The organism is Corynebacterium lujinxingii, from assembly GCF_014490555.1.
GTDB classification, from domain to species: Bacteria; Actinomycetota; Actinomycetes; order Mycobacteriales; family Mycobacteriaceae; genus Corynebacterium; species Corynebacterium lujinxingii.
The window spans coordinates 2,151,431-2,171,575 of the sequence record NZ_CP061032.1 but is presented as its reverse complement, the minus strand read 5'-3'; the positions used below and the strand labels follow the sequence as shown (position 1 = coordinate 2,171,575).

Sequence of the window (20,145 nt, the reverse complement as noted above, 5' to 3'; positions counted from 1 at the left end):
GCGATACTCTCAACTGTTATGAATGAGCATGAACTGATTCAGTGGCTCACCAGCTGGGTCGCCGGCGCCACCGGTGCCGAACGCGTCGATCCGACCACCCCGCTGGAGACCTACGGACTGTCCTCGCGCGACGCCGTGATCCTCTCCGGCGAGCTGGAGCAGCTGCTCGACAGGCGCGTCGACCCGACCATCGCCTACCAGTACCCGACGATCACCGCCCTGGCGGCGGCGCTGACGGCGCCGGAGAAGGCGGCGCCGGTGTGGCGTCGTCGAGAAGCGAAGGCGAAGGGCCACGACATCGCGATCCTGGGCTCCGCTGGCCGCTTCCCGGGCGCGAAGAACACCGACGAGTTCTGGCAGATGCTCATCGAAGGCCGCGGCGCCACCGGCCCGCTGCCCGCGTCTCGCTGGAACGAGTACCTCGGCGATCCCGTCGTGCGGACCAAGATGTCGGAGGAGAACACCGCCGGCGGCTACATGGACGGCATCGCGTCGTTCGACCACGAGTTCTTCGGCGTCTCCCCGCTCGAGGCGCAGAACATGGACCCGCAGCAGCGCATCATGCTCGAGGTGGCGTGGGAGGCGCTCGAGGACGCCGGGCTCGCGCCGAGCGACCTGCGCGGTGAGCCGGTCGGCGTGTTCGTCGGCTCGTCCAACAACGACTACGGCATGTTGATCGCCGCCGACCCCGCCGAGGCGCACCCGTACGCGCTGACCGGGGCGTCGTCGGCCGTGATCCCGAACCGCATCTCGTACGCGTTCGACTTCCGCGGTCCGTCGATGAACGTGGACACTGCGTGCTCGTCGTCGCTGGTGAGTGTGCACCACGCGGTGCGCGCGCTTCGCGACGGCGAGGCCGACGTCGCTTTGGCCGGCGGCGTGAACATCCTGGCCAACCCGTTCGCGTCGCTGGCGTTTTCGGAGCTCGGCGTGATCTCGCCGACCGGGCGCATCCACGCGTTTTCCGACGACGCCGACGGCCTCGTGCGCGCCGACGCCGCGGGCTTCATCGTGCTCAAGCGTGTCGACGACGCCATCGCCGACGGCGACCGCATCCTCGCCGTCATCAAAGGCAGCGCCACCAACTCCGACGGCCACTCCAACGGCCTGACCGCCCCGAATCCGGAGGCGCAGGTGGACGTGCTGCGCCGCGCCTACGACGACGCCGGCGTGAACCCGCAGGAGGTCGACCTGGTCGAGGCGCACGGCACCGGCACCATCTTGGGCGACCCGATCGAGGCGACCGCGCTTGGCGAGGTCCTCGGCCGCGGCCGCGCCGCCGAGTCGCCGCTGCTGCTGGGTTCGGCGAAGTCCAACATCGGCCACTCCGAATCCGCCGCCGGCGTTGTGGCGATGATCAAGGTGCTTGAGGCGCTCAAGCACGACACCATCCCGGAGTCCATCAACTTCACCGCGCCGAACCACTACGTGGACTTCGACGCCGAACGCATCGAGGTCGTCCAGGACCCGCGCGAGTGGCCGCGCTACTCCGGCCGCCGCGTCGCCGGCGTGTCCGGGTTCGGCTTCGGCGGCACGAACGCCCACATCGTCGTCGCGGATTTCGACCCGGCCGACTACGACGCCGCGCCGACGGACGAGCCCGCATTCGAGGGCGTATCGACGGCCGCGCTGCCGGTGACGGGCCTGCTGCCGTCGCGACGCAAGGAAGCCGCCGGACTGCTCGCCGACTTCCTCGATGGTCGCGACGACGCCGACCTCATCCCGGTCGCCCGTTCGCTAGCGAAGCGCAACCACGGCCGCTCCGCTGCCGTTATCCAGGCCGCCACCACCGAGGAGGCGGTCAAGCGCCTGCGCCAGGTCGCCGACGGCAAGATCGGCCCCGGCATCGCGGTCGCCGATGCACCGACGCCGATGGGGCCGGTGTTCGTCTACTCCGGCTTCGGCTCCCAGCACCGCAAGATGGCCAAGGAACTGATTAGCCGCTCGCCGCTGTTCGCCCGCCGCATGCGCGAGCTCGACGAGATGGTTCAGTTCCACACCGGCTGGTCGATGCTGGACATCATCGACAATGACGAGCTGACCTACGACACCGAAAACGGCCAGGTCACCATCACCGCCATCCAGATCGCGCAGACCGACCTGCTTGCTGCGGCCGGCATCACCCCGGCCGCCACGATGGGCATGTCCATGGGCGAAATCGCCGCGGCCTACGGCGCCGGCGGTCTCTCCGCGGAGGACTGCATCCTCATCGCCACCGCCCGCGCGCGCCTGATGGGCGAGGGCGAAGCCATGATCGCTGGCACCGACCAGGAAGGCGCGATGGCCGTGGTCGAGTTGTCGCGGGAGGACCTGGCGGAGTTCGTCGATACGCATGCCGAGGCGGCAGGCGTCGAGCCGGCCGTGTACGCAGGCCCCGGAATGACCACCGTCGGCGGGCCGGGCAAGGCCGTCGACTACGTGGTGGCGGCGCTCGAGGCCGAGGAGAAGTTCGCCCGCAAACTCAACGTGCGCGGCGCCGGCCACACCAGCGCTCTCGACCCGATCATGGGCGACCTCGCCGCGGAGATCGCAGGCATCGACGCCCGCCCGCTGCGTGTCCCGCTGTTTACCTCCGTTGACCGCGGCGAGGTTTACCAGCCGGGCCAGATCGTCCACGACGACAAGTACTTCCTGCGCATGACGCGTCAGCCGGTGTACTTCCAGGACGCCATCGAGGCCGCGTTTAACGCCGGGCACTCCACCCTCGTGGAGATCACCCCAAACCCGGTGGCACTGATGGGCATGATGAACACCGCGTTCGCCGCCGGGAAACCGGACGCGCAGCTGCTGTTCACCACGAAGCGCAAGGTCGACGAGCTCGAATCGCTCATGGACCTCGCCGCGAAACTCTACGTCGGCGGCATGGACGTGGACTTCGGGGCGTTCTACGGCGCCGGCGAGACCATTGAGGCGCCGAAGACCGCGTTTAAGCAGGTGGATCACTGGACGCCGGCGCGGCCGTCGTCGGCAAGCACGTCGCTTCTCGGCTCGCGCGTGACGCTGCCGAACGGCGACGTGGCGTTCTCCACCGCCGCCGACCAGGTATTCAGCCCGCACCAACTCATCGAGGCCGCGGCGGCGGAGATCGCGGATGCGCGTGTCGTCGCCACGGAAGAGCACGGCTACCTCCCGGCCGACGGCGAGGTGACCACGGTGGTGACCACGTCGCTCGGCGGCCTGTCCATCCGTGTGTACGACGCCGCCACGCTGGTCGCGGAGGGTTTCGCGTCCACGCTCGACGTCGACCGCGCACCCGTCCAAGGTGTCATGGAGCCTTCGCGTAACGACGAACAGCCGGCACCCGCCGCCCCCGACGACGACATCGACGAGGTGCGCTGGGACCCCGCATCCGGCGAGACGGTCGCCGAGCGCCTGCGCGGCATCGTGTCCGAATCCATGGGCTACGACCCGGAAGACCTGCCCGACGAGCTGCCGCTGATCGACCTCGGCCTGGACTCGCTGATGGGCATGCGCATCAAAAACCGCGTGGAAAACGACTTCCAGATCCCGCCGCTGCAGGTGCAGACGCTTCGCGACGCCTCCGTCGCCGACGTGATCCGCATCGTCGAAGACGCGGTCGCCGGGCGCACCGACGAGCCGCAGCCGCTGGCGTACAACGACGAGGCCCGCGACCCGGCAGCCGCCACTGAAAAGACCCAGGGCGTGGGCGTGGCCCCGCGCGACGCGTCCGAGCGCATGGTGTTTGGCGCGTGGGCGAAGTACGCGGGGGCGGCGGCAGCTGGTGTGACGTCGCCGTTGTCGTCGATAAGCAAGGAGCAAGCGGGCCAGATCGCCGCGCACCTGACGGAGCGCTCCGGCATCGAGGTCACCGTGGACGACGTGCTCGGGGCGGAGACACTCGAGCCGCTGGCGAACCTCGTGCGTGAAGGGCTGGAGACCCCGGTGGACGGCAACATTCGCGTCTTCCGCGAGGGAACCGGCACCCCTGTGTTTGTGTTCCACCCGGCCGGAGGGTCGTCGTCGGTGTACGCGCCGCTGGCCCGCCGCCTTGACGACGACGTCCCGGTCTACGGCGTCGAACGCCTCGAGGGGTCGTTGGAGGAGCGCGCCGCGGAGTACGTCAAGGACATCGAGCGGATTGCCGACGGGCGCAAGGTCGTGCTCGCCGGCTGGTCGTTCGGCGGCGCGCTCGCCTACGAGGTGGCGCACCAGCTGGGCAACGACAAGATCGACTACATCGCGCTTTTGGACACCACGCAGCCGTCCGAGCCGATCCCGGACACCCTCGAGGAGACGAAGGCGCGGTGGGGCCGCTACGCCGCCTTTGCCAAGGAAACCTACGGCCTCGAGTTCGACGTGCCCTACGAGCTGCTCGAAACAGCCGGCGAGGACGCGCTGTTGCAAATGCTCACCGAGTTCCTCGCCACCACCGACGCCTCCGAGCACGGCTTGGCCGCCGGCGTGCTGGAGCACCAACGGGCGTCGTTTGTGGACAACCAGATCCTCAACCACCTCGACTTCACCCGCTGGGCGGACGTCGACGTGCCGGTGCTGCTGTTCCGCTCCGAGCGCATGCACGACGGCGCCATCCAACTCGAGCCGAACTACGCGCACATTGACGAAGATGGTGGCTGGGGCGCTATCGTGAACGATCTGACCATCGTTCACCTGCCGGGCGACCACTTGGCGGTTGTGGACGAGCCGGCGGTGGGGATCGTCGGCAAGCATATGAACGCATGGATTGAGGGGAAGCGATGACCACCGCCGATAAACTCCAAGTCCTGCGCGAACGCCTGGACAAGGCGCAGGATCCGGGCTCCGAGCGCTCGCGCAAGCGTCGCGACGACGCCGGGCGCACTACCCCGCGCCAGCGCATCGACGCGCTCCTCGACGAAGGCTCCTTCGTCGAAATCGGCGCCCTGGCCCGCACCCCGGGCGACCCGAACGCGGTGTACTCCGACGGCGTGGTCACCGGCTACGGGCGCATCGACGGCCGTCCGGTCGCCGTGTACGCCCACGACAAGACCGTTTACGGCGGGTCCGTCGGCGTAACGTTCGGGCGGAAGGTCACCGAGGTCATGGAGTTCGCCATCAAGATCTCCTGCCCGGTGATCGGCATCCAGGACTCCGGCGGTGCGCGCATCCAGGACGCGGTGACGTCGCTGGCGATGTACTCGGAGATTGCAAAGCGCCAGCTGCCTCTGAGCGGCCGCGTGCCGCAAATCTCCATCATGCTGGGTAAGTCCGCCGGCGGCGCCGTGTACGCGCCGGTGACCACCGACTTCGTCGTCGCGGTCGACGGGGAGTCCGAAATGTATGTCACGGGCCCGAACGTGATCCGCGAGGTCACCGGCGAGGACATCACTTCCGCCGAACTGGGCGGTGCGCGCGTGCAGGAGCAGGCCGGCAACATTCAGGCCGTCGTCGCCTCCGAGGAGGACGCCTTCGACTACGTCAAGGACCTCCTGGCCCACTTGCCGACGTCCACCTTCGACGCCGCGCCCGTCGTCGCCGCCCAGCCCGACGAAGACCTGGACGACTCCGCGTTGGACACCTTCATGCCCGACGACACCAACGCCGGCTACGACATGATGGACCTGCTCGTGCAGCTCGGCGACGACGAAGACCTCGTCGAAGTCCAATCCGGCTACGCAGAGAACCTCATCTGCGCCTTTGGGCGTATCGACGGCCGTGCCGTCGGCTTCGTGGCCAACAACCCCATGGTCGCCGCTGGCTGCATCGACGCTGACGCCGCCGACAAGGGCGCCCGCTTCATCCGCACGTGCGATGCGTACAACATTCCGATTGTGTATGTCGTCGATACGCCTGGATACCTGCCTGGTGTGGAGCAGGAGCGCGATGGCCTGATTCACCGCGGCGCGAAGTTCGCGTTCGCGGGCGTGGAGGCCACCGTGCCCAAGGTCACGCTGGTCGTGCGCAAGGCCTACGGCGGCGCGTACGCGGTGATGGGCTCGAAGAATCTAAACGGCGACATCAACCTCGCGTGGCCGACGGCGCAGATCGCGGTGATGGGCTCCGCGGCGGCCGTGGTGATGCTGCAGGGCAAGCAGCTCGCGGCCATCGAGGACCCGGCGCAGCGCGAGGCCATGAAGAAGATGTTCATGGACTTCTACGACCAGGAAATGACCTCGCCGTACGTCGCGGCGGAGCGCGGCTACATCGACCAGATGATTGAACCGTCGCAGACCCGCCTCGCTTTACGACGAGCCCTGCGCCAACTAGCCTCCAAGCAGGAATTCGACCTGCCTAAGAAGCACACGATCAGCCCCCTGTAAGAAAGGTAAAACCCATGCTCTCTTCGACTCTCGACCTCTTCGGCGACCTTGTCAGCATGATCATCTGGTTCGTCAACGGCATCCAGACCGGCGACCCGCTCTGGAACCTCGGCATCACGTTCTAAGACTTCTTCGCAAGCTTTGCCACGCCGCGCCAGCCCAGCATCAGCAGCGCGGACATGGTGGTGGCGACGATGATGAACGACCAGTGGGGGATGGCCTGGTTGCGGATACCCCAGATGACCAGGCCGGTGACCACGGTGACGATCCAGATGATCCCGCCGTTGTTCTTGCGGGTGATCAGCCACCCCAGCGTCACACCCAGGGCAAACGGCCACAGGGTGGACAGCCAGCCGGTGAAGTTGAACGGCATGTCGTCGGACTGGTGGGCGGCGCGGGCCAAGAGGGCGAAGGCGGCGATGGCGACGTAGTCGGCGGCGATGGCGTAGGGCTTGGAGATGGTGTTGCGCATACCCCCACTCTAGAACACCGAGTCGTTCCACCACCGGCGCTCAGGTGCGCCGGCGCGGGAGCCGTCGCTAGCAAGCTTGATGCCCACGACTTGGTGCAGCTCCACGACGTCGTGCTCGAAACCCCATTCGGAGCCCGCCATGTACATACCCCACAGCTTGGCGGTATTCTCGCCGACGAGCGCGACTGCCTCGTCCCAATTGGCCTTGAGGTTCTCACACCAGTCGTGCAGCGTGCGCATGTAGTCGAAGCGGATGTTCTCCTCGTGGAAGACTTCGAAACCGTGGTCCTGCATCTCGTAGATGATCGTGCCGGAGCCGGTGAGCTCGCCGTCCGGGAAGATGTAGCGGTTGATGAAGTCGCCCTGCGGCGTCTTGTGGTTGTCCGGGTAAGTGATGCAGTGGTTGACCATCACGCCACCCGGGCGCAGCTTGCCGGCGAGGAACTCAAAGTACGAGGCGAAATTCTTCACCCCGATGTGTTCCAGCAGACCGATCGAAGAGATGCCGTCGAAGCCGGTCTCGGTGACGTCGCGGTAATCCAGGAAGCGCACCTCCGCGAGGTCCTCGAGGCCCTCCTCTATGATCTTCGCCTGCGCCCACTCGGCCTGCTCCTTCGAGAGGGTGACGCCGAGCGACTTCACGCCCTGGCGGGCTGCGTAACGCACCATGGAGCCCCAGCCACAGCCGACGTCGAGGTGCTTGTCACCCGGCTTAAGGTTCATCTTCTCAAAGACGAGGCGGAACTTGTTTTCCTGCGCCTCGTCGAGCGTGGCGTCCGGGGTGGGGTAGTAGGCGCAGGTGTAGGCCATGGAGTCGCCGAGGAACAGCTCGTAGAAGTCGTTGCCCACGTCATAGTGGGACGAAATAACCTGAGCGTCGCGTTCCTTCGAGTGCGGGGCGAGGCCCTGGCGGATGGTGCGCTCGAGCCAGGAGGCCTGCTCCGCCTCCGGGATTGGCTGGATCTGCAGTGCGCCCATGGAGCGCAGGGAGCGTGCGATGCGAACAAGCTCGCGCGGGTTGGGCCGCTTGTAGTTGTTGTAGAGGGTGCGCATGTCATCGAAGACGTCGTAGGGGTGCGCGAGGTGCGCGCCTTCAACCGCCAGGCCGTCGGTGACCCAGGCGCGGGCGAGGCCGACGTCGCCGGGGTGGGTGACAATGTAGGACAGGCCCTCGGGGCTGTTTACCTTCACGGTGTGCTTGGCGTCCGCCGGTCCCGTTGATGAGCCGTCGAAGGCTTCCCACTTGAACGGGGTGCCAGCGGGGAAGAGGGTGTCGACGATATCCGCCACGGTCATCTGCATAGTCATTCTCCTACGCGTTTTCCACTGTCTTTTCGTAGAGGCCCGGGAAGCGCCGGTCCGGGTCGTACTGGGCTTTCATCCGCTCCGGAAGGTCCCCGCCGTAGAGGCGCTCGAACTCGGTGCGGTCGTAGAACGCCTCGGAGTACAGGGATTTGTGCCCGCCGAGGTCTGAGACCTTCCGCTCGATGACCTTGTTGAAGGCCCCCGGCTCCACCTCCGGGACGCCGGACCAGAAACCGACGTTCACCCACGTCGTCGCCGGCTCGAGGGGGTAGAGCGGCCACGGCGTCTCATCGTCGAGTCCGACGCCAGCGAGCGTATCGACGCCGTCCCGCAGCCGGATCGGACACAGCCAAACCGGCTGGATTTCGCTGGCCTTGAAGAACCAGTCGAGGAACTCGGCGACCTGCGTGTCGCGCACCTCGATGTCCTGCACGACGCGCTCGGTGCGCGGCAGGCCCTTCGGCTTCTTCAGGAACCGGTACTCCAGGTCGTACTTCTTGTCTAGGCCCACGAGCTTCCAGTAGAACGCGCTGCGACGCAGCTCGCGTGGCCAGAACTTGCGCACCTTGGGATTCTGGGTGCCGAAGGCGCGGGAGCACCAGAACCAGTCGGTGTCCCAGCGCCAGATGTAATCGCGGATAGTGAGGAAGTCGTGGTGCACGCCCGACGGGTGCTGCAGTGAGCGGTAGTACACGGCGTCGCGCGTGTAGTCGGAGGTTCCCGGCGCCTCGTCCGCCTGGAAGGCGCAGACGAGGTACTGCTCGGTGGGGGAGAACGCGACGGCGTCGAGGCCGTGCAGGGTGCGTCCGCCCCACTCGCCGGTGGCGGCGGCATCGGCCAGGGCGTCCTGGAAAGCCGTGAGGTCGTCGTAACGCACGTGCTGGAGTTCGATGAATGGCTTGACCTCCTCGAGCTCGATGGTGAGGCGCACCGCGTAGCCGAGTGAGCCGTACGAGTTCGGGAACGCGCGGAAAAGTGCAACGTTGTCCTCGCGCGAGCAGGTGACGACGTCGCCGGTGCCCACCAGCACGTCCATCTCGAGCACGGATTCGTGCGGCAGGCCGTTGCGGAAGGAGGTGGACTCCACACCCATGCCGGAGACGGCGCCCCCGAGCGTGATGGTTTTCAGCTGCGGCACTACGAGTGGCACGAGGCCGTACGGCAGGGTCGCGTCGACTAGGTCTTCGTAGGTGCACATGCCCTGCACGTCGGCGGTTTTCGTCACTGGGTCGATGGCGATGACGCCGCGCAGGCCCTCCACGTTGAGCCCGGCGCTTCCCGCGTCGCGGGCGCGGAAAAGGTTCGACGTTTTCTTCGCCAGGCGCACCCGCTGGCCGTCTGGCACTCGCCGGAAGCTATCCAGGAGTGCGGCAACCCCCTCCTCGTGCGCGTGCCAGCCGATGGGCGCGACACGTTCAAAATCCACGCTGCGTCCGTAAAACATCCTGGAAACGCTCATGTAGCGCCACTATAGGCCCAAATTGCGCGCCGCGCGCAAGATAAAACGTCACGCAAGCTCAAACGGCTTTGCCAGCGGCCGGGCGCCCGGCCATGAAGCCGCGCCCGGCGTACACCGCGGCGTAGACCCCCCACCCGATCGCGGTGATGAGCACAAACGACACCGCGCGGTAGACCACCGTCGCCGCGGTGGCGGTTGCGAGCGGCAACCCCGCGGCGACGAGCATGCCCACCGCCACCGGCTCCACGGTCCCCAGCCCGCCGGGGGTGACCTGGGCGGAGCCGGCCAGCTTGGTCATGATGAACGCCAGGCACACCCCGGCAAGCGTCACGCCCTGGCCGGCCACGGCCCACACGGAAAACACCATGGTGGCCAAGTCGAGCAGCCGGTTGACAAGCGAGAGTGCTGCGGCGCTGGTAAACGCGGGCGCGGAGATGCGGATGGCGGCAACTTGGTCGATCACCGCCACGGCGCGCTCGTGCACGCGCGAGGGTAGAAACCGCACCCAGCGTTTGAGCACGGCGGGGTGCGTCGTCGCCCAGAACACGGCCGCGATGGTCAGCGCGGCCGCGGCCAGGGAGGCAAGCAGCGACGCCACCGACAGGTCCGCGCCGAGCAGCACCACGGCGACGATGCCGATGAGCACCAGCCACACCGTGGACAGCGCGCCGGAAACGACAAAAAACCACCCGCACAGGCCCGTCGACGCGCCCCAGGATCGGTGCACGCGAAATGTCAGCCACGCCGACAGCGCTGGACCGCCCGGCACGGTGGTGGACCAGGCGTTGGAGGCGATGACGATCGCGTTGGTGCCCAACGGTCCAGCGATGCGGCCTTCGACGTTAAGCAGGATCTGCATCACGCCCGCCATCGCCACCAGAGCAAGAAGTGCTGTGGCCACCGCGCCGGCGAGCGGCAGGGGAGCGGCGTCGTGCACCGCCCGCCACGCCTCGCCGAAAAAGGGCATCTGGTCGCGCAGGACGACCAGCACCACCACGGCCAGGACGACCGGGGCGAGCCAGCGCAGCCAGGTCCTAGCGTTCAAGTTCCTTCTTCTTCAGCTGCTCTAAGGCCCGGCGCTGGTCCAGATCGCGCATGAGGTCCGCGAACGGCACGAGCGAGGCGTTCTCCTCCACGGTGACACCGGCGCGGCCCGGGCGGGTATCCACGACCATGTGCTCGATGGGAGTCTCGCCGGGGCGTGGGGTCGTCGATACGCCAGAGCCCTCGCCGAGGGATCGGGTGGCGCGTTTGACCCAGCGCGGCGCCCACCAGTTGTCCTCGCGCAACAGGTGCATCACGCCGGGGACGAACAGGAGGCGGATGATCGTCGCGTCGAGGGCGAGCGAGAAGATCATGCCGTAGGCGATGTATTTCATCATCACGATGTCCGACAGGGCGAACGCGGCGGCGACGACGATCATGATGGCGGCCGCCGCCGTGATGATGCCGCCGGTGTGGGCGGTGCCGCGGCGGATGGCGTCGTCGGTACGCGCGCCGTCCTGGCGTTCCTCCACCATGCGCGACAGGAGGAACACCTCGTAGTCGGTGGACAGGCCGTAGAGGATGGCGACAATGAGCACGAGGATCGGGCTCATCAGCGGGCCCGGCGTGAAGTTGAGCGCGCCGGCGCCGAGGCCGTCGACGAACACCGCGGTGAGGAAGCCAAGCGTCGCGCCGATGCCGAGGACGTTCATGATCACGGCCTTCGCCGGCAGGATGAGCGAGCCGAACACGAGCGCCATGAGCAAAAACGTTGCGAGCACCATGTACACGGCCATCCACGGTAGGCGGTTGAGCAGCGCCTCGATGGATTCGACCTCCATTGCGGGCGTGCCGCCGACGTACGTGGTCACGCCCTCCGGCGACTCAATGCTGCGCAGTTGCTTAACGACGTCCGCGCCCCCGTCGCGATCCGCAAGCGGCGCCGACAGCACGGTGACGTCGCCCTCGGTGGGGTAGTCGGGCTTCAGCGGCCGGGTGAAGCCGTCGATGGCGCGGGTCTGCATAACGATCTGGCCCAGCTGCGCGTTGTCGGCGCCTTTGACCACGAGTTTCACCGGATCCGTGCGGAAGGCAGGGAATTCCTCGTTGAACTCGTCCTGCGCCTGGCGGGTGACCTGGTTCGGCGGCAGGTAGGTCTCGTTGATGCCGCCGAAGGCGATGCCGACGATGGGCACCGTCAGCGCGATCAGTAGCGCCGCCACACCGACGACGACCGGTTTCGCGTGGCGCATCGCCCAGTTCGGGATCTTGAACCAAATTGTCTCTTCGATGCGGCGCTCTTTGCGACGACGCACGGACAGGAAGTCAATCTTGGGGCCGAGCATGCCGAACAGCGCCGGCAGCACCGCCACCGAAATCACGGCGGCGAGCACGACCGCGCTCATCGCGCCGTAGGCCACCGATTTGAGGAACGCCTGCGGGAACATGAGCAGGCCGGACAGTGCGACGCCGACCATGAGCGCGGAGAAGAACACCGTCTTGCCGGCGGTGTTCGTGGTCACCGCGACGGCCTCCTCGGTGTCCAACCCGCGGTCGAGTTCCTCGCGGAAGCGGGAGACCATGAACAGGCCGTAGTCGATCGCAAGACCCAGGCCGAGCAGCGTAATGATCGACTGGGAGAAGATGTTGACCTGCTGGAACTGCGCCAAAATCGCGAGCAGCGACAGCGAGCCGATGATGGACAAGATGCCCACGATCAACGGCATTGCAGCGGCCACCACGCCGCCGAAGACGAACAGCAAAATGATGGCGACGAAGACGAGGCCGATCTTCTCCGCGCGGGCGATATCGTTCGCCATGCCCGTGTCTAGCGCATCCGCCACCGCCGTGGCGCCGGCGACCTGCACCGTGCCACCCGGCACCTCCATCGCCTCGAGGGCCGGCTGGATGGTGCGGAAGTCCTTCAGCGTCTGCTCGCCGTCGCCTTTGAGCCCGATGGCGGCAAACGCCTTGGTGTGCTCGTCGTTGACCAGTTGCGGGGTTGCGCGTTCGAAGTAGCTGGTCACGTGCGCGATCTCGTTCGGGAACTGGTCGCGCAGGCCGCTTATCTGCTGGTTCATCTTGTCGACGACCTCAGGCCTGTCCACCCCGTCCGGCGCCGTCACCAGCAGGATCACGTCGCCGGAGTTGTCGCGGCCGAACGTGTCGTATTCGATCTGCGCGGCGGTGGTGGAATCCGCGCCCGGGTCCTCCCAGCCCTCCTGCGACAACCTGTCGGCGAGCTTCGAGCCGAACAGCACCTGCATGAGCACAATCAGCGCGACGACGATGACCGGGATCACCCTGCGGTGGCGGTGGGCGAAGCGGCCCCACTTGTAAAACACGTCGGCCTCCTAGTCCCGGGTGTTGCGCAGCAGCGACTTCAGCGGACGGAACGGCTGCAGCCACGCGCCGCCTTCCGGCAGCGCATCCAGGTTCACGCGCGGCAGCGGGTTCTGGAACACGCCCGGGATGTCCTCCAGGTCGACGAAGGTCACATCCGGCGAGTTCACCGCCCAGGACGCGTGTTCGTGGAAGCCGAGGACGGTGACGGGGATGCCGTCGTCGACAAGCGAAAGCAGCGGCTCCTGAAAGTTCTGCCCGTCGGCGGACGCGACGACCACACCCTGGAGCACACCTTCGCTGCGGCGGCGCTCGATGTGGGTGAGCATGTCGCCGTCGACGTCGGAATCCTCGTCGGTTTTCGGCTTAGCGAACACCGCGAAACCGACGTTGCGCAGCGCCTCCACCCACGGGCGGATCGCGTCGGCGCCGGCGGCGGAGACGTTGGTGAACACGGTCGCCTCCGGCTCGACCGCGTGGCCCAGCTCGGCGGTGCGCTCGTCGGCTAGGTCGATGAGCCAGCGGCCGATGGCGTCGAAACGCGGGCGGTGTGCCGCAGTCGGCCGGCCGCCCAGGATCGCGCCGAGGCCCATATCCAGGTTCGGGGCGTCCCACACCAGCAGGTAGCTCTCGGGGCCTGCGGGCGCGCCGGGGTTGTACGGGTGGGTCTGCGCTTGCAGGTCCATTACTTCTTCTCCCACAGGTACTCGCGGATCACGTGCTCTTTATCCAGGCCCTTGCCCTCGAACTTGGTGATCACCTGGCGGTCCGTCAACAGTGGCGCGGCCTCCCACGGCCAGCCCTTGTATTCGAGTGTCGGTTCGACGTCGACAAGTTCATCGATCCACTCCGCGTAATCCGCGTGGTCGGTGGCCACGTGCAGCACCCCGCCCGGCTTCAAGCGGGTGGCAATCAAGTTCAAGGTGCCCGACTGGATAATGCGGCGCTTGTGGTGGCGCGCCTTCGGCCACGGATCCGGGAAGAAGATGCGCACACCGTCCAACGATTCCTCGCCGAACATGCGCGCCAGCACCTCGACGCCGTCGCCTCGCACCATGCGGATGTTGTCGATGCCGCCGCGCACCACCGCGCCCAGTAACTTCGCCAGGCCCGGCTTGTATAGCTCCACGGCAACGATGTTGTGGTCCTGCTCCAGTGGCGCCATCGCCGCGGTGGAGGTGCCGGTGCCGGAGCCGATTTCCACGATGGTGGGGTGGCCTTTCCGGCCGAACCACTCGTCGATATCGATGCGCTCGTCGGAGCCTTCCGCCAGCACCTTGCCCAGGCGCGGCCAGTGCTCGTTGAACAGGGCCTCCTGGTTGTCGGTCAGCGTGCCGCGACGAAATGTCACGGAACCAAGGCGCGGATAATCCAGACCCGTTCCAAAGTCGGTTTGCAATGGGCGACCGGCGGGCAGTTCACCCGTGCCCGGGCGCGTGTTTTCAGAATTATTCATCGTGTTTATTGTCCATATGTACAGGTCAAACGCAAGTATTTTGGGCCGTGGTGGGCGTATGTTTTGCCACCCCCGTGTCGTCGTAAAGCGAACGCGCCCGCGGGGGTAGCGCTTCACCCCCGTTCCAAATGAATGGCGTGCTCGCGCCTACTGGTTATATCCGGCGGGTCGTTGAGGAGGCTGAACTTTTGGTTATCTGACCGCCTGTTTCGATACTCTGGGGGAAACCAAACGATTATTGGGATGATCAGTGCCCGCGGCACTGGGAATAACCAGTTACACAAGGAGTGCACATGACCGCCGAAATCAAGCGCCTGGAGGGGGAAAACCCCACCGACAACGAGCAGCTCATCGCTTGGATCAACGAGGCGGTTGATCTCTTCGAGCCGGAGAAGGTGGTGTTCGCGGACGGCTCCCAGGAAGAATGGGACCGCCTGACCGCGGAACTTGTCGACGCCGGCACGCTGATCAAACTCAACGAGGAAAAGCGCCCGAATTCCTTCCTCGCACGCTCGCACCCGTCCGACGTCGCCCGCGTGGAGTCCCGCACCTTCATCTCGACCGAGAACGAAGAGGACGCCGGCCCGACGAACAACTGGATGAAGCCCGACGCTCTTAAGGAAGAGATGCTCGAGCACTTCTCCGGTTCCATGCGTGGCCGCACCATGTACGTCGTGCCGTTCTGCATGGGCCCGATCTCGGACCCGGCGCCGAAGCTCGGCGTCCAGCTGACTGACTCGGCCTACGTTGTACTCTCCATGCGCACCATGACCCGCATGGGCACCCAGGCGCTGGAGAAGATTGAGGGCGACAAGTTCGTCCACTGCCTCCACTCCGTCGGCGCGCCGCTCGAGCCGGGTGAAGAAGACGTCGCCTGGCCGTGCAACGACACCAAGTACATCTCCCAGTTCCCGGAGACCAAGGAGATCTGGTCCTACGGCTCCGGCTACGGCGGCAACGCCATCCTGGCAAAGAAGTGCTACGCCCTGCGCATCGCGTCCGTGATGGCGAAGGAGGAGGGCTGGATGGCCGAGCACATGCTCATCCTGAAGCTGACCTCCCCCGAGGGGAAGAACTACAACATCGCCGCCGCGTTCCCGTCGGCTTGCGGCAAGACCAACCTGGCCATGATCACCCCGACGCTGCCGGGCTGGAAGGCCGAGGTCGTTGGCGACGACATCGCCTGGATGCACCTGCGCGAGGATGGCCTGTACGCCGTCAACCCGGAGAACGGTTTCTTCGGCGTCGCGCCGGGCACCAACTACGCCTCCAACCCGATGGCCATGAAGAGCATGGAGCCGGGCAACATCCTGTTCACCAACGTCGCGCTTACCGACGACGGCGATGTCTGGTGGGAAGGCATGGACGGCGAAACACCGGAGCACCTCATCGACTGGCGCGGCGAGGACTGGACCCCGGACTCCGCCAGCAAGGCCGCGCACCCGAACTCCCGTTACTGCGTGCCCATCGTGCAGTGCCCGTCCGCGGCGCCGGAGTTTGAGGACTGGCAGGGTGTGAAGATCGACGCGATCCTCTTCGGCGGCCGCCGCCCGGACACCGTCCCGTTGGTCACGCAGGCGCACAACTGGGAGCACGGCACGATGATCGGCGCGATGCTGTCGTCCGGCCAGACCGCCGCGTCCGCGGAGGCGAAGGTCGGTTCTCTGCGCCACGACCCGATGGCGATGCTGCCGTTCATGGGCTACAACGTTGGCGACTACTTCCAGCACTGGCTCGACATGGGCGAGAAGGGCGGCGACCGCATGCCGGAGATCTTCCTGGTCAATTGGTTCCGTCGTGGCGACGACGACCGCTTCCTGTGGCCGGGCTTCGGCGACAACTCGCGCGTGCTCAAGTGGGTCATCGACCGCATCGAGGGCAACGTCGAGGCTGACGAGACCGTCGCCGGCTACACCGCCCGCGCGGAGGACCTCGACCTCGAGGGCCTGGAGACCCCGATCGAGGACGTCCGCGAGGCGCTCACCGCCGACCCGGAGCTGTGGAAGGAAGACCTCGCGGATTCCCGTACCTACCTCGAGAGCCTCGGCTCGCGCGTGCCGCAGGAGATCTTCGACCAGCTGGCGAAGCTCGACGAGCGCATCCAGGAGGCCTCGAACTAACTCCTCGCCTGGATCGGTGGTGATGCTGTAGCATCGCCACCGGAAAACTTCAGACAAGATCTGTTGTTAATAAAACTCAAGGCCTGCCACTCGGCAGGCCTTGAGTTTTTGTTGGTGGCGTAGTGGGGGAATTGGCATTTTTAGCCCCGCAGCACGAGGACGAGGTTGGATACCGCGAACTCGCGGAGCACCGGCACTCGCGTGACCCACCACGCCCATGACGGGTGGTAGCGCGGGAACGCGGCGAGAAGCCGCCCGGTTGCCTCGGCCCATTCGAGGCCTTCGCGCGCGGAGACAGCGAACAGGGTGTCGCCGAAGCGGTTCTTCGGTTCGTGCCCGTGCTTTTTCGCGTATCGACGACGCGCCCAATCCCCACCGACGTAGTGCTGCCACAGTCCCGTTTCGTGTCCGCCGAAGGGGCCGAGCCAGACGGTGTAGCTAAGCACCGCCAGGCCGCCGGGTTTGGCTACGCGCAGCGTCTCGTTGCCCATCGCCTGCCAATTTGGGATGTGCTCGGCGACGTTGGAGGAGTACACCACGTCGAAGGAGTTGTCGGCGAAGGGCAGCGCGGTGCCGTCGCCGCGCACGGAGCCGAAGCCCGATAGGCCCGCGGCGGACATCTCGGAGACGTCCGGTTCGAGCCCGACGTAGAAGCAGTCCGAAAACGCCTCGGCGAAGTAGCCGGGGCCGCCGCCGACGTCCAGCACCGACTGGCCGGTGACGGGGGTGTCTCGAAGGTCGCGCGAGAGGTCGTCGATAAGCAAACGCGTGTCGCGTGCCAGCGACGAATAGAACACCCGAGGCCGGAATTGCTCGTAGGAAAACGAGCGCAGCAGCCGCATGGAGCGGCGGAGTGTGGCCATCCGGCGGGTACGGTGCATGCGCATACCGTAGCAACCGTGCTACGCTCCGGTGCATGGCCACGCCGCAACACGATGAATCGCTGGTAGAGCGCAGGATATCGCAGCGCGAATTGCGCAACGACTCCGCACAGATCATGCGCGCGGTGCGAGCGGGCGTCAGTTTTGTGGTGACCAGCAACGGCGAACCGGTGGGGCGGTTGACCCCCTTGGAGGCGCGACAACCGCGGCTGACGATTACCCGTCCGGCCACCCGCGTCGGCGGCTGGCTGGACCTGCCGGTGGAGCCCGTGGAAGGCGCGCCGCTGGACGAGATGCTCGACGACATGCGCGGGGAACGCATCTAGGATGCGCAGGGTCTACGCGGACACGTCCGCCATCGGATGCCTGCTGAAAGCCGAGCCGCACACGCACGCCATACGCTTGTGGCTTGAGGCGGGGGAGTGCGAGGTGGTGTCCTCCGATCTGCTCGAGGTCGAGTTGCGGCGGTTGGCGGTGCGTCTCGGCAGGCCCCAGGGTGAGGCGACGCTGATTCTGCGTGGCATTTCGATCGCGGACCTGGGCCGTGCGACGCTTCGTAGCGCGAGCATGCTGCCGATGCCATACCTTCGCACGCTGGACGCGATCCACCTGCAGGCGGCGCTGGACCTGGAGGCGGATGCGGTGCTCACCTACGACGAGTGGCTGGCGGATGCCGCGCGCGAAGTCGGGCTGGAGGTTATCGCGCCGTGAAGATACTGCTTCTGTGTTGGCGCGATACCACCCACCCGCAAGGCGGTGGGTCGGAGCGCTACCTCGAGCGCGTCGGTGAGTACCTGGCGGCGCAGGGCCACGAGGTGATCTACCGGACGGCGAAGCACACGGACGCGCCCCGGCGGTCGCGGCGAGGCGGGGTGCGCTTCGAGCGGGCCGGCGGAAAGTTCAGTGTGTACTTGGCGGCGCCGTTGTCGATTTGGCGCAACCGGCCGGATGTGGTCGTCGATACGCAAAACGGCATCCCGTTTTTCGCCCGCCTGTTCACGCGCAGGCCCGTGGTACTGCTCACGCACCACTGCCACAAGGAGCAGTGGCCAGTGGCGGGGCCGATCGTTGGCCGGTTGGGCTGGTTCTTGGAGTCGCAGGTCGCACCACGGGTGTATCGCGGGGCGCGGTACGTGACGGTGTCGCAGGCGTCGAAACGCGATTTGGTGGCGTTGGGTGTGCGTGCCGGCGAGATCGAGATCGTGGAAAACGGTGTCGACCCGGTGCCCGCGCACACGCCCACGCTTCACGACGACCACCGCACCCACCTGGTCACCCTCTCGCGCCTCGTGCCGCATAAGCGCATCGAGGAGGCGATCGACGCGGTGGCGACGATGGACAACGCGGTGCTGGACATCATCGGCTCGGGTTGGTGGGAAGACGAGCTGCGCGCCTACGCGGCGGGGCGCGACGACGTGGTGTTCCACGGGCACGTTTCCGAGCCGTACAAGCACGCGCTGCTCGAGCGCGCCGAGCTGCACTTGCTGCCCTCGCGGAAGGAGGGGTGGGGGATCGCGGTGATCGAGGCCGCGCAGCACGGGGTGCCCACGGTGGCGTACGCGTCCGCGGGTGGTGTGGCGGATTCGATCCGCGACGGGGTAACCGGCCGATTGGTTGCAAACGGGGAGGATTTCGCCGAGGCAGCCCGCGAGACCCTGGAGCGACGCGGCGCGATGGCGCAGGCCGCCAAGCGCTGGGCGCAGGGGTTTTCCTGGGAGGAGACGGGCCGGAAGTTCGCGCGCGTTATTGCAGCTCTGTAGTCCAGTTGAGCTGCTGGATCTTGGTGTCCAATTCGCGGTAGGCCTTGGAGGCGCTATCGGCCATGTCGCGCAGCGCCTTGACGTCCACGGTGGGCACGAAGCGGACCTCGGAGCGTGAGTAGCGGGCGTTTGACATCGTCGCGGCGTCGGCAACCGCGGCGTAGAGACGACGGGAGCGCAGGAGGGCGTCGCGGCGCGCGATGGCGTCGGTAAGCGTCGCGCCCTCGAAAGCCGTCTTCGCGTTGGTGTGGTTGATGCGGCGCACCAACGTTTCGATCTCCTGCAGCAGCCCGGCGACCTCCTCGAGCATGTCCGCCGGGTCCTCCGGCGGGGTGTCGCCCTCCTGCATCAGCGCGCCCTGGACCAGGCGGTCCTGCAGCTTGTTCAGGCGGTCCTGCGCCTCGGCGCGGCGCGCCAGTGCCTCTGCGAGCAGCATGTGTGCCTCCTTGACGTTGCTGTCCCCGTTCCCGACCCTCGCGGCCGCTTCCGAAACCCCCAACGTCGTGGTAGTAAATCGTGCTCGGTGCAACCCTGTGGTGGGGGTTGTGCCCGTGTGCGTCGTGCAGGCCGCATGCGTTGTGCGTGTGAGCGGAATCGAACCGCTTCAGCCCTGATACGGCCACAAGGCGCCAGGAGTGCTCCCTTTTCCCCGGGCGCGTGGGGTTGACGTTCGCTGGGTGACGGAAAGCATTTCCGCTACCGACAGTGTCATCCGAACATAGCAAAACGCCCAGCCACAAAACAAGGCTGGGCGTTGGCGACAGCGTTTACGCGGCTGCGGGGGCGGGGAACAGGTCGCCTTCGCGGAGGCGATCGCGCATCTCAGCCTCGACGAGGACCGGGACGAAGTCCTCGACGACGGCGCTGTTCTTGTGTGCGCGCAGGACGGCGTCGAACGCATCGTTGATCTCGAGCGCGTCGTACTTGCCGGCGTACTCGGTGAGCAGGTCCTCGCGGATGTTTCGCAGGGCGTGCTCGCGGATGATGCTGAAATCAATGTTGTTAGCCATGATTGTTCCTCTCTTGCAGAAGCTGTATCTGCTCCTTCAAAATCTCGGGGCTACACCTGGGGTGTAACCTGTTGTTCATCTTGCGTTCACTTTAACCC

General features: G+C 66.5%; 16 protein-coding genes. 6 read left to right on the top strand and 10 right to left on the bottom strand.

Translation table 11 applies throughout. The annotated features are described in order from the left end of the window. Positions 1–18 precede the first annotated feature (18 nt). Both IAU68_RS10620 and IAU68_RS10615 read left to right on the top strand, forming a co-directional pair. Positions 19–4,719, top strand: a complete 4,701-nt coding sequence (locus IAU68_RS10620) for a type I polyketide synthase (RefSeq protein ID WP_171193851.1) — start codon at positions 19–21, stop codon at positions 4,717–4,719. Then, on the top strand, positions 4,716–6,257 hold the full coding sequence (locus IAU68_RS10615; protein ID WP_171193850.1) for an acyl-CoA carboxylase subunit beta: 1,542 nt from the start codon (positions 4,716–4,718) through the stop codon (positions 6,255–6,257). Before IAU68_RS10620 ends, IAU68_RS10615 begins: the two co-directional genes overlap by 4 nt. 121 nt (positions 6,258–6,378) lie before the next feature. Here the strand turns inward: IAU68_RS10615 and IAU68_RS10610 are convergent, their stop codons facing one another. From IAU68_RS10610 to trmB, 7 genes are read right to left on the bottom strand one after another with little or no spacing between them, the layout of a single operon-like run. Beyond that, entirely contained in the window at positions 6,379–6,729 is a 351-nt protein-coding gene (locus IAU68_RS10610; RefSeq protein ID WP_202880214.1) for a DUF3054 domain-containing protein, read from the bottom strand. A 9-nt stretch (positions 6,730–6,738) separates the two neighbouring features. Continuing rightward, positions 6,739–8,025, bottom strand: coding sequence for an SAM-dependent methyltransferase (locus tag IAU68_RS10605; RefSeq protein WP_171193915.1), 1,287 nt, complete (start codon positions 8,023–8,025; stop codon positions 6,739–6,741). Between the two features lie 16 nt (positions 8,026–8,041). Further along, entirely contained in the window at positions 8,042–9,493 is a 1,452-nt protein-coding gene (locus IAU68_RS10600; protein ID WP_171193849.1) for an FAD-binding oxidoreductase, read from the bottom strand. Between the two features lie 58 nt (positions 9,494–9,551). Next, a complete protein-coding gene (locus IAU68_RS10595; RefSeq protein ID WP_171193848.1) occupies positions 9,552–10,538 on the bottom strand; it encodes a lysylphosphatidylglycerol synthase transmembrane domain-containing protein in 987 nt (328 codons plus the stop codon). Then, complete coding sequence (locus IAU68_RS10590) at positions 10,528–12,822, bottom strand: MMPL family transporter (RefSeq protein WP_171193847.1); 2,295 nt, start codon at positions 12,820–12,822, stop codon at positions 10,528–10,530. The genes IAU68_RS10595 and IAU68_RS10590 overlap by 11 nt, the downstream gene beginning before the upstream one ends. A gap of 9 nt (positions 12,823–12,831) precedes the next feature. Then, positions 12,832–13,506, bottom strand: a complete 675-nt coding sequence (locus IAU68_RS10585; protein ID WP_171193846.1) for an NYN domain-containing protein — start codon at positions 13,504–13,506, stop codon at positions 12,832–12,834. Then, complete coding sequence (gene trmB / locus IAU68_RS10580) at positions 13,506–14,276, bottom strand: tRNA (guanosine(46)-N7)-methyltransferase TrmB (protein WP_171193845.1); 771 nt, start codon at positions 14,274–14,276, stop codon at positions 13,506–13,508. The genes IAU68_RS10585 and trmB overlap by 1 nt, the downstream gene beginning before the upstream one ends. A gap of 293 nt (positions 14,277–14,569) precedes the next feature. Between trmB and IAU68_RS10575 the strand changes: the two genes are divergently transcribed. Then, entirely contained in the window at positions 14,570–16,396 is a 1,827-nt protein-coding gene (locus tag IAU68_RS10575; RefSeq protein WP_171193844.1) for a phosphoenolpyruvate carboxykinase (GTP), read from the top strand. Positions 16,397–16,536: 140 nt separating this feature from the next. Here IAU68_RS10575 and IAU68_RS10570 read toward each other — a convergent pair whose 3' ends face one another. Beyond that, on the bottom strand, positions 16,537–17,277 hold the full coding sequence (locus IAU68_RS10570) for a class I SAM-dependent methyltransferase (RefSeq protein WP_171193843.1): 741 nt from the start codon (positions 17,275–17,277) through the stop codon (positions 16,537–16,539). A gap of 35 nt (positions 17,278–17,312) precedes the next feature. Between IAU68_RS10570 and IAU68_RS10565 the strand changes: the two genes are divergently transcribed. From IAU68_RS10565 to IAU68_RS10555, 3 genes are read left to right on the top strand one after another with little or no spacing between them, the layout of a single operon-like run. After that, positions 17,313–17,603: a type II toxin-antitoxin system Phd/YefM family antitoxin gene (locus IAU68_RS10565; RefSeq protein WP_171193842.1), complete on the top strand. Its 291-nt coding sequence runs from the start codon at positions 17,313–17,315 to the stop codon at positions 17,601–17,603. A gap of 1 nt (position 17,604) precedes the next feature. Next, on the top strand, positions 17,605–17,988 hold the full coding sequence (locus IAU68_RS10560) for a type II toxin-antitoxin system VapC family toxin (protein ID WP_171193841.1): 384 nt from the start codon (positions 17,605–17,607) through the stop codon (positions 17,986–17,988). Then, a complete protein-coding gene (locus IAU68_RS10555; protein WP_171193840.1) occupies positions 17,985–19,037 on the top strand; it encodes a glycosyltransferase family 4 protein in 1,053 nt (350 codons plus the stop codon). The genes IAU68_RS10560 and IAU68_RS10555 overlap by 4 nt, the downstream gene beginning before the upstream one ends. Here the strand turns inward: IAU68_RS10555 and IAU68_RS10550 are convergent. Together IAU68_RS10550 and IAU68_RS10545 are read right to left on the bottom strand one after the other, a co-directional pair. Then, on the bottom strand, positions 19,021–19,473 hold the full coding sequence (locus IAU68_RS10550) for a DIP1984 family protein (protein WP_171193839.1): 453 nt from the start codon (positions 19,471–19,473) through the stop codon (positions 19,021–19,023). The genes IAU68_RS10555 and IAU68_RS10550 overlap by 17 nt on opposite strands. A gap of 331 nt (positions 19,474–19,804) precedes the next feature. Beyond that, positions 19,805–20,047: a three-helix bundle dimerization domain-containing protein gene (locus IAU68_RS10545; RefSeq protein ID WP_171193838.1), complete on the bottom strand. Its 243-nt coding sequence runs from the start codon at positions 20,045–20,047 to the stop codon at positions 19,805–19,807. Positions 20,048–20,145: the final 98 nt, after the last annotated feature.

Bases quoted from the DNA above. Each gene is read 5' to 3' on its own strand.
- trmB (WP_171193845.1), bottom strand. From the start codon at position 14,276: ATGAATAATTCTGAAAACACGCGCCCGGGCACGGGTGAACTGCCCGCC.
- IAU68_RS10585 (WP_171193846.1), bottom strand. From the start codon at position 13,506: ATGGACCTGCAAGCGCAGACCCACCCGTACAACCCCGGCGCGCCCGCA.
- IAU68_RS10560 (WP_171193841.1), top strand. From the start codon at position 17,605: ATGCGCAGGGTCTACGCGGACACGTCCGCCATCGGATGCCTGCTGAAA.
- IAU68_RS10600 (WP_171193849.1), bottom strand. From the start codon at position 9,493: ATGAGCGTTTCCAGGATGTTTTACGGACGCAGCGTGGATTTTGAACGT.
- IAU68_RS10620 (WP_171193851.1), top strand. From the start codon at position 19: ATGAATGAGCATGAACTGATTCAGTGGCTCACCAGCTGGGTCGCCGGC.
- IAU68_RS10565 (WP_171193842.1), top strand. From the start codon at position 17,313: ATGGCCACGCCGCAACACGATGAATCGCTGGTAGAGCGCAGGATATCG.
- IAU68_RS10610 (WP_202880214.1), bottom strand. From the start codon at position 6,729: ATGCGCAACACCATCTCCAAGCCCTACGCCATCGCCGCCGACTACGTC.
- IAU68_RS10575 (WP_171193844.1), top strand. From the start codon at position 14,570: ATGACCGCCGAAATCAAGCGCCTGGAGGGGGAAAACCCCACCGACAAC.
- IAU68_RS10550 (WP_171193839.1), bottom strand. From the start codon at position 19,473: ATGCTGCTCGCAGAGGCACTGGCGCGCCGCGCCGAGGCGCAGGACCGC.
- IAU68_RS10545 (WP_171193838.1), bottom strand. From the start codon at position 20,047: ATGGCTAACAACATTGATTTCAGCATCATCCGCGAGCACGCCCTGCGA.
- IAU68_RS10570 (WP_171193843.1), bottom strand. From the start codon at position 17,277: ATGCACCGTACCCGCCGGATGGCCACACTCCGCCGCTCCATGCGGCTG.
- IAU68_RS10605 (WP_171193915.1), bottom strand. From the start codon at position 8,025: ATGACCGTGGCGGATATCGTCGACACCCTCTTCCCCGCTGGCACCCCG.
- IAU68_RS10615 (WP_171193850.1), top strand. From the start codon at position 4,716: ATGACCACCGCCGATAAACTCCAAGTCCTGCGCGAACGCCTGGACAAG.